The sequence below is a fragment of the Pseudoalteromonas sp. NZS71 genome (assembly GCF_015864715.1).
Classification (GTDB): Bacteria; Pseudomonadota; Gammaproteobacteria; order Enterobacterales; family Alteromonadaceae; genus Pseudoalteromonas; species Pseudoalteromonas arctica.
The window spans coordinates 25,829-40,497 of record NZ_JADYWS010000023.1; the positions used below are offsets into that span (position 1 = coordinate 25,829).

Consider the following 14,669-nt stretch of genomic DNA (forward strand, 5'->3'; position numbering starts at 1 on the left):
AAAGGTGAGACACACGGGCTTATGATGAATATAATAGTGAAAAATGTTAATCCGTTCTTAATAAGGCAAATGATATGATTATTGGTGTTCCTAAAGAAATTAAAAACCATGAATACCGTGTAGGTATGGTTCCTGCGAGTGTTCGTGAATTAGTAAACCACGGTCATCAAGTGATTGTAGAAACTGATGCAGGCATGGGTATTGGTTTTACTAACGAAGATTACACGCTAGCGGGTGCTGAAATTTTAGCAACTGCTGCTGACGTTTTCGCTAAAGCAGACATGATTGTAAAAGTAAAAGAGCCACAAGCTGTTGAACGTGCAATGCTACGTGAAGACCAAATTCTTTTCACTTACTTACACCTTGCACCTGATCTTCCACAAACTGAAGACCTTGTAAAAAGCAAAGCTATTTGTATTGCATACGAAACTGTAACTGACTCTCGCGGTGGTTTACCGCTTCTTGCTCCTATGAGCGAAGTTGCTGGTCGTATGTCTATTCAAGCTGGTGCACAAGCGCTAGAAAAATCTAACCACGGTCGTGGCATGCTACTAGGTGGCGTACCAGGCGTTGAAGCGGCTAAAGTTGTTATCATTGGCGGCGGCATGGTTGGTCGTAGTGCAGCGCAAATGGCTGTTGGTCTTGGTGCTGAAGTTGTCGTTCTTGACCGTAACATCGACGTATTACGTGCACTAGACGCGCAATTTGGTAATAAAGTTAAAGCTATTTACTCAACTGCTGATGCTCTAGAAAAACACGTACTAGAAGCTGATTTAGTAATTGGTGGCGTACTAATCCCAGGTGCAGCTGCACCTAAACTAGTAACTGCTGCGCACATTAAAGCAATGAAACCTGGTTCTGCAATTGTTGACGTTGCAATCGACCAAGGTGGCTGTATTGCTACTTCTAAAGCAACAACGCATGCTGATCCTACTTTCATCGTTGATGAAGTTGTTCACTACTGTGTTGCTAACATGCCAGGTGCTGTTCCACGCACATCTACGTTTGCACTTAACAATGCAACATTGCCTTTCATCATTAACCTTGCAAACAAAGGTTATAAAAAGGCGTTACTAGATGACGCTCACTTCTTAAAAGGCTTAAACGTAATTAAAGGCCAAGTAACTTACAAAGAAGTAGCTGAAGCGTTCAACATGGAATATGTTGACCCACGCACAGCGGTAGAAAACGCATAATTTAGCGTTTTGTAGTTAGGTTGGTATTAAGTAATGTAGCTACCTAACTACAACCCATAAAAAAAGCAGCTAATTAGCTGCTTTTTTTATATTTAAATTTCAGATTTATATAAACTTATTTAGATAAAACGCTTAATTATAAAATCTACTTTTACGCGCTTAGCTTGGCCAAGTAGTTTTTTAACTGGCTGCGGGTAATCATCCATCGTTTCTAAATCATCTGGGCCTGTTAAACGTCGGCAGTGTTGTAAAATTTCCTGCTTTTCGTTATCAATAGCATCCATAATTGTTTGCTCTGGATCTTCTATTAAAATACCATTTTCGATATCAAGACCCCATGCACGCGGATTTAAGTTATGCCCGCTCAATAAATGTTTTGTTCTATCTGAACAAATACCTTTTAAATGAAACGAATTACTTCCATCTTTCCACAGATACACATTTAAATTACCGTTATCGATATGGCGCTTTTGCGTTTTTACAAATTTATGCAAAATAGTTTCGTATAAATAAGGTAATGCCCCTATTTTACTAAACGGCTCGCTTGGCGGTAAATAAAAGTCATTTGCTGTTTTATCGCCTACAACAATAGTCACTTGCTTGCCTTGCTTTAATAATCGGCGCAGTGATCGCATAAGCGGTGCCGGAAAATTAAAGTATGGCGTATACAACACAAGCTCTTGCTCTGTTGTATCAAATAACGCTTTTATTAAACGATTTAACTCGTTATTACGACGCCCGAGTCCTAAAAACAAGCGAATACCTAATGCTTGCGTATTTAGCTGCTCTGCTGCGTTATAACTTGCGACTTTTAAATCACGCATTAATTGCTTTTGATCAAGCTTAAAGTCGTGCAAACGCTTAAGCGGTCGTGTGTCAATGCGTGGCACGGCCACTGATGAAAGTAGCTTTGTTTCAATAAAATCAACTACTGAGTCACACAGTTCGCTCTGCGTTATTAAAAAGTAGCGATCGAGTCTGTAGCGTTCGTTATGCTGCAAGTACACGTTATTTAAACTTGCGCCGCTGTAAAGTAAGGTGTCGTCAATTACAAAACCTTTTAAATGCAATACGCCAAACAATTCTTTAGCTTTTACAGGTACGCCATAAACTTGTACGTTCGATTTAAACTTTTCTAAATCGTCACAGTATAAACTTGCGTTACCGTCTGATTTATCAGCGCCAATTAATCCACGTTGCGCACGATGAAAATCCACCAGCACTTTTACCTCAAGTGCCGGGTTTGCCAATGACACACGATGCAGCGCTTCTAAAATTTCGCGACCTGCTTCGTCATCTTGTAAATACAACGCAGTAATATAAATTCGTTTTTTTGCGTTCGCTATCAAGCGTAGCAATTGCGTTCGGTAATCTTGCGCATTGGTTAAGACGTTAACGTCTTTTGAAGTCAACCCGAATGCGGGTTTTTCCTGCCAAAATAACATAGTTGCCTATTTGCTTAGGTCACATAATCTATCAGTGACAAATAAAATTAGGTAAAACATAACAAAAAAATTCAAAGGGGTCATGAAATAACGCTGTTTTGTTGCCTGTTAGTCTATTTATTGAGCTACTTAGGCATTTTAACTGTAAAAGCATAGAGCTCTAGTACACAATACTGCACAGCTTTTCGATTTGATAAAAAAAATAATCGCGGATTTTGTTTACATCTGCCTTGTTTTTCTTAGAATCAAGCGCATTAATGAGCATATTGAACACCGTATTAAACGTTTAGGAAAAATAATGACTGAAGCAAAACATTGTAAGCTACTAATTTTAGGCTCTGGCCCAGCTGGTTATACTGCCGCAGTATATGCAGCACGTGCAAATTTAAACCCTGTTTTAATTACAGGCATTCAACAAGGTGGCCAATTAACAACCACAACTGAAGTTGAAAACTGGCCTGGTGATGCACACGGTTTAACAGGTCCTGCGTTAATGGATCGTATGAAAGAGCACGCTGAGCGCTTTGAAACTGAAATCATATTCGATCACATCAATAAAGTAGATGTATCTAAGCGCCCTTTCACACTAACTGGCGACCAAGGTACTTACACATGTGATGCATTAATTATTGCAACGGGTGCTTCTGCTAAATACTTGGGCCTAGAGTCTGAAACTAATTTCCAAGGCCGTGGTGTTTCGGCATGTGCTACGTGTGACGGCTTTTTCTATAAAGGTCAAAAAGTGGCGGTTGTTGGTGGTGGTAATACAGCGGTTGAAGAAGCGCTTTACTTATCTAACATTGCTGACGAAGTACATGTTATTCATCGTCGTGATAGTTTCCGCAGTGAAAAAATACTTGCTGAACGCCTTGCTGAAAAAGCAGCAAACGGTAACGTTGTAATGCATTACAACCGCACGCTTGACGAAGTATTAGGCGACCAAATGGGCGTAACCGGCGTTCGTATTAAAGATGCACACTCTGATGCAACTGAAGAGCTAGATTTAGCAGGCGTATTTATTGCTATTGGCCACAAGCCAAATACTGATATGTTTGTTGGTCAACTAGAAATGAAAGATGGCTACTTAGTTGTAGAGTCTGGTCTTCACGGTAACGCGACTCAAACAAGCGTAGAAGGCGTTTTTGCTGCAGGTGATGTGTCAGACCACATTTACCGTCAAGCAATCACATCTGCGGGTACAGGCTGCATGGCTGCCCTTGATGCAGAGCGTTTCTTAGATAATTTATAAGCAATTAAATAAATTATTATAGGGCTGATTATTCAGCCCTTTTTTTATGCCTAAAATATAGTTACACTTTTACGATAAATTATAAAATAAGTACTGTATGAGAAATCAGCTATACCAATTAAGCAAAAACGATATAGCATTCCCCAATCCGGAATACGCATTAGAATCCCCTGATGGCTTGTTAGCAATTGGCGGAGATTTGAGTTTACCTCGCCTAAGTAATGCCTACAAAAGCGGAGTATTCCCTTGGTTTAGTGAAGATGAGCCTATAATGTGGTGGTCTCCCAGCGAGCGAGGCATTTTTGAACTGGATGATTTTCATATAAGTAAGAGCCTGCGTAAGCATTTAAAAAAGCACCCTGTAAGAGTAACCATTAATAATGCCTTTGAAGAGGTGATAGAAGCCTGTCGCGATCAACGCCTTGATACCGATGGCACCTGGATCACCTCTGACATGCTCGACGCTTACGTTAATGCACACAATGCTGGCATTGCACATAGTTTAGAGGTGTGGAGTAACGGAGAGCTTGCAGGTGGCTTATACGGCATTATGCAAAATGGTGTATTTTGTGGCGAGTCGATGTTTCATCATCAAACCAATTGCTCTAAGCTTGCTATGTGGGCACTGGTAAATTGGCTTAAACGGCATAATGCACATTTTATTGACTGCCAGTTAGAAAACCCTTATTTAATGACCCTAGGTGCAAAAGTAATCCCCCGTTCCACATTTTTGACTAAACTAAAAGCTGCACATAACTATACTGTTAACCCTATTATGTGGGAGCCACAAGAACTTGACGCAATCTATGAATGAGCAACTTCCTGCACGTGTTGGTTTAACCCAAGAGTTTGACTGTAGTTATTTACCCAACAGACAAGAACAACTTTTAGTTATTCTTGATCCCAGTTGCTACAGCACCGACAAATTTGAGTCATTATTAGGCTTAGGGTTTCGTCGCAGTGGTAACCAAATATACCGTCCGCACTGCCCAATATGCAGCGCATGTAGTTCTGTACGTGTATTAGCACAAGACTTTATGCCCTCAAAATCGCAAAAACGTAAACTAAACAAAGCAAAAACACAGTTTGAGGTAAAATATTCAACGCAAGAGCGACCTGAGTACTATCCACTTTATAGCAAGTACATAACGATGCGTCATCAAGATGGAAGTATGTATCCTCCTGAAAAAGAACAGTTTCAAAGTTTTTTGCTTTGCAGTTGGCTCAAGATCACATTTATTGAACTGTGGCACCAAGATACTTTAGTCGCAGTTGCCGTAACTGATTGTATGAATAGCGCTATTTCTGCAATTTATACCTTTTTTGATCCCGACTTTGAACACTATAGTTTAGGCTCTGTGATGATATTAGAGCAGCTAAAGTTTGCTAAAGAGCAAAATAAGCAATACGTGTACTTGGGCTATCAAATTGATGAATGCGACAAAATGAAGTACAAAACTCAGTTTTTACCTGCTCAAAAACAGCTCAATGATGAGTGGGTGGCTATTTAATTTGCAAATATAGCCCCTGCGCCTTTACTTATTGGAGTATTTTGGGCAAAATCTGCAGCGTTTAACTATTAAAGAGGTGTTACGCTAAACATGGCGAAAGAAGACGTAATCGAAATGCAAGGGACAGTCCTTGATACTTTACCAAATACAATGTTCCGAGTTGAGCTAGAAAATGGTCACGTAGTTGTGGCTCATATTTCAGGCAAAATGCGCAAAAACTATATCCGTATTTTAACCGGCGATAAAGTAACGGTAGAAATGACTCCTTACGATTTATCAAAGGGTCGTATCGTATTCCGTGCTCGCTAAGTAAGTGCGTAAACGAGATTTAGTTTTTGGCTAGTGTTTTACTAGCTTTAAGCGTTTATTAAATGTAATTGATAGACATTGACTAGCAATTACATTTAATAAACAAAAAGCCCAGTTTTTGCTGGGTTTTTTGTTGCCTATAAAAAGGGCAAAAAAATGGCCCGCTATTATGTAGCGGGCCATTTTATTTAACTAAATTATTTAATTAACGTTTTACGCTGGTGTTAAATTACTCTCGTAATCAAAGCGAATCTTCTTGTCTTTAACTGATACTTTAACCGTACCACCATCAACAAGTTCACCAAACAGTATTTCGTTAGCTAATTGCTTTTTAAGCTCTTCTTGAATAACACGTGCCATTGGACGTGCACCCATTGCTTTATCGTAGCCCTTATCTGCCAACCACTCACGTGCTTTAGACGTAAGCTCAAGGTTAACTGATTTTTTATCAAGCTGCGCTTGCAGTTCCACAATAAACTTATCAACCACCAGTAAAATAACTTCACGTTCAAGGTGATTAAACCAAATGATGTTATCTAAACGGTTTCTAAATTCTGGTGAAAATACTTTATTAATTGCACCCATTGCATCGTGCGTATGATCTTGCTCTGTAAAACCAATCGACTTACGCGTAGTTTCTTGTACGCCCGCATTGGTAGTCATTACAACCACTACATTTCTAAAGTCAGCTTTACGGCCGTTATTATCGGTCAACGTACCGTGATCCATAACCTGTAGCAAAATGTTGTAAATGTCTGGATGCGCTTTTTCAATCTCATCTAAAAGTACAACAGCATGTGGATTTTTAATAACTGCTTCTGTTAATAAACCACCTTGCTCAAAACCAACATACCCTGGTGGAGCACCAATTAATCGACTTATTGCATGGCGCTCTACATATTCCGACATATCAAAACGAATAAACTCAACACCCATACATTTAGCAAGTTGCTTAGTTACTTCGGTTTTACCCACACCGGTAGGCCCTGCAAACAAAAACGAACCTACTGGCTTTTCTTCGCTCGATAAACCAGAGCGAGATAAGCGAATAGCTGATGTAAGCGCATCAATAGATTGATCTTGCCCAAACACGAGCATTTTAAGGTTACGGTCTAAGTTTTTAAGCGTTTCTTTATCTGTCGACGAGACGCTTTGCGCTGGGATACGTGCCATTTTAGATATAATTAGTTCTATATCTGCCACGCCAATGGTTTTTTTACGTTTAGAGCTAGGTTGCAGGCGCTGGCTTGCACCGGCTTCATCAATTACATCAATGGCTTTATCTGGCAAGTGGCGCTCATTAATGTATTTAGCACTGAGTTCTGCAGCTGCTTTTAGTGCTTTTTGAGTGTAACGAATGCCATGATGCTCTTCGTAACGCTCTTTTAAGCCGTTTAATATTTTAGTGGTATCGGCAACACTTGGCTCAAGTACATCAATCTTTTGAAAGCGACGTACTAATGCACGGTCTTTCTCAAAAATATTTTTATACTCGTTGTAAGTTGTTGAACCCATACAACGTAGCTTACCACTTGAAAGGAGTGGTTTAAGCAAGTTTGATGCGTCCATAACACCACCAGACGCCGCGCCGGCACCGATTATGGTATGTATTTCATCAATAAATAAAATAGAGCCTGGCTCAGCTTGCAGCTCTTTTAGTAAGCTTTTAAAGCGCTTTTCAAAGTCGCCACGGTATTTAGTACCCGCAAGCAATGCACCCATATCTAGCGAGTACACAACAGCATCTGCAATTACTTCTGGTACTTGCTTATTAACAATGCGATACGCTAAGCCTTCAGCAATTGCTGTTTTACCAACGCCCGCTTCACCAACAAGTAATGGGTTATTCTTTTTACGACGACACAATACTTGTACCGTGCGCTCTACTTCGCTGTCGCGTCCGATCAGTGGATCAATGTTACCTTCACGAGCTTGAACGTTTAAGTTAGTTGTAAAGCTGTCTAGCTTGCTTGCTTCTTCATTTTGAACTTCTTGCACTTCATCATGAATATCGTCGCTGTCGTTGCCTAATTCATCATCTGCTTTAGAAATACCATGCGAAATAAAGTTAACGATGTCTAAACGCGATACATCATGCTTTTTAAGTAAATATACAGCTTGGCTTTCTTGCTCAGAAAAAATAGCAACTAGCACATTCACGCCAGTGACTTCATTTTTACCTGACGATTGCACATGGAACACAGCGCGTTGTAATACACGTTGAAAGCCAAGTGTTGGCTGAGTTTCACGCTCTTCTTCTAAATCTGGAATGACGGGTGTTGTTTCGTCAATAAATTCTAATAATTCGGTTTTTAAACCAGAAATATTAACACCACACGCGTTTAGGGCTTCTCCTGCAGAAGGATTATCTAACAGCGCAAGTAAAAGGTGCTCTACGGTCATAAACTCATGACGGCGAGTGCGCGCTTCACGAAACGCGGCATTTAATGTGAGTTCTAAGTCTTTGTTTAGCATTGGCAACCCCTTACTGAGATAATAATTTATACCACAACAATCGGATGTTTGATCACCCTAATTGGTATTTATACCAATTGCATTAAATTAGTGGCCTATTATAGCGATGAGAAAATAACTTAGTAACAAGGCAAAAATTACAAATATAGTTGTTCTATACAAATAATTTTTAACGAAGTTAATAAGTAATTTAATCCGCTAAAATGGTCATTTTTTAATAAAATTGGTATTTATTCCTGCTCACAACTACAAAGCAGTGGATGCTCGTTATCACGCGCGTAGCGGTTAACTTGTTCAGCTTTGGTGTGGGCTACGTCAGCGCTGTAAACACCACATATACCTTTACCTTTTTCATGAACCTGAAGCATCACGTCGGTTGCTCTATCGCTATCCATATTAAAAAACGTCGTTAAAACTTCTATTACAAAGTCCATCGGCGTGTAGTCGTCGTTATTTAAAACAACTTTATATTTTCGCGGCGGCTGTAGCTTTTGCTTTTCACTGTCGCGAACTGTATCGATAACACCTGAATCTTTCATACCACTCATAATTAAATATAGTCTTGTCTTTGTAACTCAAGCAAACTTGAATAAAAAATAAATAAAATGTTAAAAAAATAACTCAAAACACTTGACTGGTTGGCTAAATAAACTACAGTCAAACGTAGATTGATTAAACCTTAGTCAGTCTAGCAAATAATACAATTTAGAATAACTAAATTAGTCAACTTATTGAAGGATGTAGAAGTATGGCTTGCGGTAAAGTTAAATGGTTCAACAACGCTAAAGGTTTTGGTTTCATCGTAGAAGACGGCTGCGAGAATGATATTTTCGCTCATTACTCAACAATTGTAATGGACGGTTATAAAACGCTTAAAGCTGGTCAAGATGTAACATTCGAATTAGAACAGGGACCTAAAGGTCTACACGCTAAAAATATTGCCCCAGATGGTGACATTATTGAGTGACTATTGTTTTGTTCGACTAAAGCGAGTGACCTTTTAAGATCCTCGCTTAATTCCTTAAGCATACTAACTTATCTCTTCTCCCCTATTTATTGCCTCTTTTAATTCAAATTCAACCCTTTTCCTTGAATTTATTTTATATACCCCAATGTTCTAAGAGTTGGTTGTTTAACTGCTTATTGGGCATGCTCAACCTCTAGCCCTTTTTATTTAAGCTTGTTACACTCTTGGTGCTAAAAATTGCGTATTAACGCAGCAACTAATCCAACTTGTCGCCTCTTTTATATGTACTAGGCTAAAGGCTGATTTATTTTTGTTAATTTTTTAGCTATAAATACAATTCCAGTTCGTCAGGTGTGACTATTCTGCTTTTATAAAAGAGCAACGCTGAGTACCAACACCTAACAAACTATTCATTACGAGCGTATGTATTCATTAACTTGTTTAATCATATGTACTCACTCATTAGTAATGATTTTCTTTGCATTGTTGAATAAGACCTTATTAGGTCTACTATCTAGGAATGATGATGACATCAAAAATTATCTATACAAAAACGGACGAAGCTCCGGCACTAGCAACTTACTCGTTGCTACCGATCATCCAAGCATATACAAATGCGGCCGGTGTTGAAGTTGAAACTCGCGATATCTCATTAGCAGGTCGTGTAATTGCTAGCTTCCCTGATTATTTAACACAAGAACAACGCATTGGTGATGCACTTGCTGAACTTGGCGAGCTTGCTAAAACACCAGAAGCAAACATCATCAAACTACCAAACATCAGTGCATCTGTACCACAGCTTCGCGCTGTAATTAAAGAGCTTCAAGCAAAAGGTTACGCTCTTCCAGAATACCCTGTTGAACCTAAAAATGATGAAGAAAAAGCAATTCAAGCTGCTTACGACAAAATCAAAGGCAGTGCAGTAAACCCAGTACTACGTGAAGGTAACTCAGATCGTCGCGCACCAGGTTCTGTAAAAGAATATGCACGTAACAACCCGCATTCAATGGGTGCGTGGAGCAAAGATTCAGAGTCTTATGTTGCAAGCATGAGCGAAGGCGACTTCTTTGGTTCAGAAAAGTCAGTAACTGTTGATACAGCCACTGATGTACGTATTGAACATGTTGCAACTAACGGCGACGTTTCTGTACTTAAACAAAGCACGCCTCTTTTAGCTGGCGAAGTTATTGATGCATCAAGCATCAGCGCTTCTAAGCTTCAAGCTTTCTTAGCTGCTGAAATTGACGCTGCTAAAGAAAAAGGTGTTTTATTCTCGCTTCACATGAAAGCGACAATGATGAAAGTATCTGATCCAATTATCTTTGGTCACGCTGTAAAAGTATTCTACAAAGATGTATTTGCTAAACACGGTGAGCTTTTTGAAGAGCTAGGTGTTGATGTAAATAATGGTTTAGGCGATGTATATTCTAAAATTCAAACATTAGACGATGCTAAGCGCGAAGAAATTGAAGCGGACATTCAAGCTGTTTACGCCAGCCGCCCTGCTATTGCTATGGTTGATTCTGACCGTGGTATTACAAACCTACACGTACCAAGTGACGTGATCATCGATGCTTCTATGCCTGCTGCAATCCGTTCAAGCGGTCAAATGTGGAATAACGATGGTAAATTACAAGACACTAGCTTTGTAATTCCAGATCGTTGTTACTCAGGTATTTACCAAGCAACTATTGATTTTTGTAAAGTAAATGGCGCGTTTGATCCAACAACTATGGGTAGCGTACCTAACGTTGGCCTTATGGCTCAAAAAGCTGAAGAATACGGTTCACACGATAAAACGTTTGAAGCTAAAGCTGACGGTTCTATCCGTGTTGTTGATGCAAATGGTAATACATTACTTGAGCACAGTGTTGAGCAAGGCGATATTTGGCGCATGTGTCAGGTTAAAGACGCACCAATCCAAGATTGGGTTAAGCTTGCAGTAAATCGTGCACGCGCAACAGGCGTTCCAGCTATTTTCTGGTTAGACGAAAACCGTGCACATGATGCAGAGCTAATCAAAAAAGTAAATAAATACCTACCAGATCACGATACAGCTGGCCTAGATATTCAAATTTTAGCACCGCTTGAAGCAACATTGTTCTCACTAGCGCGTATTAAAGAAGGTAAAGACACTATTTCTGTAACAGGTAACGTTTTACGTGATTACCTTACAGATTTATTCCCAATTTTAGAGCTAGGTACGAGTGCTAAAATGCTTTCAATTGTTCCACTTATGAACGGTGGTGGATTATTTGAAACTGGCGCGGGTGGTTCTGCACCTAAGCATGTTCAACAATTCGAAAAAGAAAACCACTTACGTTGGGATTCTTTAGGTGAATTTTTAGCACTTGCTGCATCGCTTGAGCACCTTAGCGTAACTACGGGTAACAACAAAGCACAAGTTCTTGCTGATACACTAGATAAAGCGACAGGCACTTTCTTAGCAGAAAACAAGTCTCCTTCACGTAAAGTGAAAGAAATTGATAACCGTGGTTCTCATTTCTTCCTATCTTTATTCTGGGCACAAGAACTTGCTAAGCAAAATGATGACAGTGAACTTAAAGCACAGTTTACTCAAATTGCTAGCGACCTTGAGTCTAATAAAGAACAAATCGTAAGTGAACTTAACGATGCGCAAGGCCCTGCAGTTGATTTAGGCGGTTACTTCCAGCCTAACGATGATGCAGCCTTTAAAGCGATGCGTCCAAGCACTACATTTAACGATATTCTTGCTAAATTAGTATAAATATTGGTTTAAATTTAAAAGCCGCTTACTTGTAAAAGTAAGCGGCTTTTTTATGTCTGTATCTTGTAAAAAAGGCCGCTATTTATAAAATAGCGGCCTTTAAATAATTAAATTTATTTTAATTATTTAGTATAAGCCCGTGGCATTTTTGAATCAGTCGTATAACGGTCACGCAGTTTATCTTGACGAGATTGTGTAGATACCTCAACGCCATTAATAAACATTTTGCTCACGTGGCTGCTTAGTTCAAACGGGTCATTACTCCACATTACTACATCAGCAGCTTTACCTACTTCAAGGCTACCTGCATTAATACCAAATACATCAGCAACGTTTGATGTAACCGCTTTTAACGCACCTTCTTGGCTCATACCATACGATACTGCATTACCAGCATCAAAACGCAGCTGATAAATGTTGTGACTTGCATCACCACCTACCGTTAATAATACTTTAACGCCTGCTTTTTCTAGCACACCTGCATTATCTAAACTCGCATGAAGCGAATCAAAACTTGCTGGTAAGCTGTCCATTGCACTAATAATCACTGGGATATTTGCTTTAGCAACGCGCTCTTTAACTACAACAGCGTCTTGTGCGCCGTTAAGTACTAAGTTAATACCAAATTGCTCTTTTACTTTAATAAGCTCAATAATATCTGCCGCACGTGATACGCCAACCACTAATGGCATTTCGCCACTGAGTACTCTTGCCATTACTTTGTCTTCAGTACTTGGCTTGTCGTCATCTTTTTTAGCTTTTTTACCGGCTTTCGTTTTGTGCTCATCAAGTTTATTAATCAGTGTTTGCAAAGTAAAAGCACGAGAGCCTTTACTGCGCTCACCTAAGTAAACAATTAAAGCCGCTTGTTTTTGCATGTCGCTGTCAAAACTACCACTTAAATCAACAACACTCGCAAGGCCTGAAAAAATGCTATCGCCGCCATGAGGGGTAATGACATCGCGTGTTACACCGCCTTTACGAGCGTAAGGGATTAAGCTTGAATGTGCGTTGTAAGCAAGACTTACGTCAAAATCAATACTGGCTTTTTCCTCGCCTGCATCGCGAGAGCCCGCAACTGCACTTACTTCAACTAAACCAAGTTGATTAATACTTGCAATAAAGCCAGGGGTTACAATTTGGCCCTTTGCATCAATAATTTGATCTACTTTAATTTCAGTTGGGTTAATCGCTGTGATTTTACCATCTGTCATTACAATGCTTGCCGCTTCTAATACACCTTGATCAGATGACGTATGCAATGTTGCATTAATAATTGCTAGCGATTGTGCGCTTACAGCACCAGATGCTAATAATCCTGCAGCAACCAGAGAAAGCGAAAACGAACGTGATAAATTTTTCATTCTGGGTGCTCCTTATTGTTGACCTAACATAAAATCACTTGTAGCTTGATACGCGCTGTCGTTTCTATCGTAAACTTTTGCACCATCAACAAACACTTGTTCAGCTTTAGCATAAACACTAAATGGGCTTTGATTCCAAATAACAACATCGCCCTGCTTACCCGCTTCTAGTGAACCTGTTTTGTCATCAATACCTAACGACTTAGCAGCGTTAGCCGTGATCCATTTAATAGCGTGTTGCTCAGAAATATCAAAACCGTTTTCGTTAGCACGGTACATAACCTTGCCAGCTTCTTGGTTTAAGCGCTGAATAGTGGTATCTGAATCTGAGTGGACAACTGCACATGAATTTTTAACAGCATCAACAATAGCTACGTTTTCTTGAACCATGTCGTAGGCTTCCATTTTAAAACCCCACCAGTCTGGCCAAAGTGCAGCACACGAGCCATTCTCAGCAAGTAGGTCAGCAATTTTATATGCTTCTACACCGTGATGGAATGTACCCGCGTCGTAATTGAATTCTTTTGACAGGTCAATCATCATTGCCATTTCTTCAGCTTTATAACAATGATTATGAATACGTACTTCGCCCTCAAGCACACCACGAAGCGTATCGTGTTTAATATCACGTACTGGTGCTTCTGGGTTTAAACCTGCTTCATAATCGGCATCGTACTTATCCCATGCACGTTTGTATTCAGCGGCTTCAGCCCACGCCATACGATAACCAGCCATATTACCCATACGAGTTGAAGGCAATACACCTTGACGACCATAAACACGTTTAGGGTTTTCACCACACGCCATTTTTAAACCATACGGCGCCTCTGGAAATTTCATACCTTGCATAGTGTGTGCAGGGACGTTTTTAAGCGTAACGCCGCGTCCACCAAATAAGTTAGCTGAGCCTGGTAAAATTTGTAGAGAAGTAATGCCGCCTTCGCGTGCACGATTAAAGCCTGGATCTTGTGGCCAAACAGAATGCTCAACCCACACTTCTGCAGTGTTAGGGCTGGTCATTTCGTTACCATCTTGATGCGACTCAACCGAAGGGCTTGGGTATGCACCTAAATGTGAATGTACGTCAATAATACCCGGTGTTACCCATTTGCCTTGTGCATCAATTGTAATATCAGCAGTAGCAGTTAAGTCTTTACCAACTTGTTGTACTTTGCCGTCAACAAGTAATACATCAGCCTCATCTAAACGCTCACCAGTACCTGTAAGTACTGTTGCATTTGTAATAAGTGTGCTTGATGTAGAAACGGGCTGATAAGTGCTTGGGTAAGGATTTTTGTTGATTGTTATTTTATCGTCTTGCGGGCCGTTTTCTTGGCAACCTACAAGTGCAGCAGCTAAGCCAACTGCTAATAAAGAAGGTGCAAATTTTTGCATGTTGTTTGG

General features: G+C 39.9%; 12 protein-coding genes. 7 read left to right on the top strand and 5 right to left on the bottom strand.

The features are described from left to right. Positions 1–74 precede the first annotated feature (74 nt). Complete coding sequence (gene ald, locus I6E85_RS15080; protein ID WP_007582987.1) at positions 75–1,196, top strand: alanine dehydrogenase; 1,122 nt, start codon at positions 75–77, stop codon at positions 1,194–1,196. Between the two features lie 119 nt (positions 1,197–1,315). On the opposite strand, the gene pssA is transcribed toward ald, so the two are convergent. Next, positions 1,316–2,641 (bottom strand): CDP-diacylglycerol--serine O-phosphatidyltransferase, encoded by a 1,326-nt coding sequence (gene pssA / locus I6E85_RS15085; RefSeq protein ID WP_197237092.1) that lies wholly within the window; start codon positions 2,639–2,641, stop codon positions 1,316–1,318. A gap of 298 nt (positions 2,642–2,939) precedes the next feature. Between pssA and trxB the strand changes: the two genes are divergently transcribed. The 4 genes from trxB to infA all read left to right on the top strand — a co-directional run bounded on the left by trxB (position 2,940) and on the right by infA (position 5,710). Continuing rightward, positions 2,940–3,890, top strand: coding sequence for a thioredoxin-disulfide reductase (trxB, locus tag I6E85_RS15090; RefSeq protein ID WP_024590328.1), 951 nt, complete (start codon positions 2,940–2,942; stop codon positions 3,888–3,890). A gap of 97 nt (positions 3,891–3,987) precedes the next feature. After that, the gene (gene aat, locus I6E85_RS15095) at positions 3,988–4,704 is read left to right on the top strand and encodes a leucyl/phenylalanyl-tRNA--protein transferase (RefSeq protein WP_197237093.1); all 717 of its coding nucleotides are present in this window, start codon (positions 3,988–3,990) and stop codon (positions 4,702–4,704) included. Next, entirely contained in the window at positions 4,697–5,401 is a 705-nt protein-coding gene (locus tag I6E85_RS15100; RefSeq protein ID WP_010552618.1) for an arginyltransferase, read from the top strand. Before aat ends, I6E85_RS15100 begins: the two co-directional genes overlap by 8 nt. 90 nt (positions 5,402–5,491) lie before the next feature. Continuing rightward, complete coding sequence (infA, locus tag I6E85_RS15105; RefSeq protein WP_002962494.1) at positions 5,492–5,710, top strand: translation initiation factor IF-1; 219 nt, start codon at positions 5,492–5,494, stop codon at positions 5,708–5,710. A 213-nt stretch (positions 5,711–5,923) separates the two neighbouring features. On the opposite strand, the gene clpA is transcribed toward infA, so the two are convergent. Together clpA and clpS are read right to left on the bottom strand one after the other, a co-directional pair. Continuing rightward, positions 5,924–8,185 carry an ATP-dependent Clp protease ATP-binding subunit ClpA gene (gene clpA, locus I6E85_RS15110; RefSeq protein WP_007585108.1) on the bottom strand — a complete coding sequence of 754 codons (2,262 nt, stop codon included), beginning with the start codon at positions 8,183–8,185 and terminating at the stop codon, positions 5,924–5,926. A gap of 230 nt (positions 8,186–8,415) precedes the next feature. Next, positions 8,416–8,724: an ATP-dependent Clp protease adapter ClpS gene (gene clpS, locus I6E85_RS15115; RefSeq protein WP_007585109.1), complete on the bottom strand. Its 309-nt coding sequence runs from the start codon at positions 8,722–8,724 to the stop codon at positions 8,416–8,418. A 209-nt stretch (positions 8,725–8,933) separates the two neighbouring features. Between clpS and cspD the strand changes: the two genes are divergently transcribed. Both cspD and I6E85_RS15125 read left to right on the top strand, forming a co-directional pair. Continuing rightward, positions 8,934–9,152, top strand: coding sequence for a cold shock domain-containing protein CspD (gene cspD, locus I6E85_RS15120; protein ID WP_002962500.1), 219 nt, complete (start codon positions 8,934–8,936; stop codon positions 9,150–9,152). A 526-nt stretch (positions 9,153–9,678) separates the two neighbouring features. Next, on the top strand, positions 9,679–11,901 hold the full coding sequence (locus I6E85_RS15125) for an NADP-dependent isocitrate dehydrogenase (RefSeq protein ID WP_007585113.1): 2,223 nt from the start codon (positions 9,679–9,681) through the stop codon (positions 11,899–11,901). A 122-nt stretch (positions 11,902–12,023) separates the two neighbouring features. Here I6E85_RS15125 and I6E85_RS15130 read toward each other — a convergent pair whose 3' ends face one another. Further along, entirely contained in the window at positions 12,024–13,265 is a 1,242-nt protein-coding gene (locus I6E85_RS15130; RefSeq protein ID WP_197237094.1) for an amidohydrolase family protein, read from the bottom strand. 12 nt (positions 13,266–13,277) lie between these two features. Further along, positions 13,278–14,660, bottom strand: coding sequence for an amidohydrolase (locus tag I6E85_RS15135; RefSeq protein ID WP_007585115.1), 1,383 nt, complete (start codon positions 14,658–14,660; stop codon positions 13,278–13,280). Positions 14,661–14,669 lie beyond the last annotated feature (9 nt).

Coding starts and splice junctions, on each gene's coding strand:
- ald (WP_007582987.1), top strand. CDS start 75: ATGATTATTGGTGTTCCTAAAGAAATTAAAAACCATGAATACCGTGTA.
- pssA (WP_197237092.1), bottom strand. CDS start 2,641: ATGTTATTTTGGCAGGAAAAACCCGCATTCGGGTTGACTTCAAAAGAC.
- trxB (WP_024590328.1), top strand. CDS start 2,940: ATGACTGAAGCAAAACATTGTAAGCTACTAATTTTAGGCTCTGGCCCA.
- aat (WP_197237093.1), top strand. CDS start 3,988: ATGAGAAATCAGCTATACCAATTAAGCAAAAACGATATAGCATTCCCC.
- I6E85_RS15100 (WP_010552618.1), top strand. CDS start 4,697: ATGAATGAGCAACTTCCTGCACGTGTTGGTTTAACCCAAGAGTTTGAC.
- infA (WP_002962494.1), top strand. CDS start 5,492: ATGGCGAAAGAAGACGTAATCGAAATGCAAGGGACAGTCCTTGATACT.
- clpA (WP_007585108.1), bottom strand. CDS start 8,185: ATGCTAAACAAAGACTTAGAACTCACATTAAATGCCGCGTTTCGTGAA.
- clpS (WP_007585109.1), bottom strand. CDS start 8,724: ATGAAAGATTCAGGTGTTATCGATACAGTTCGCGACAGTGAAAAGCAA.
- cspD (WP_002962500.1), top strand. CDS start 8,934: ATGGCTTGCGGTAAAGTTAAATGGTTCAACAACGCTAAAGGTTTTGGT.
- I6E85_RS15125 (WP_007585113.1), top strand. CDS start 9,679: ATGACATCAAAAATTATCTATACAAAAACGGACGAAGCTCCGGCACTA.
- I6E85_RS15130 (WP_197237094.1), bottom strand. CDS start 13,265: ATGAAAAATTTATCACGTTCGTTTTCGCTTTCTCTGGTTGCTGCAGGA.
- I6E85_RS15135 (WP_007585115.1), bottom strand. CDS start 14,660: ATGCAAAAATTTGCACCTTCTTTATTAGCAGTTGGCTTAGCTGCTGCA.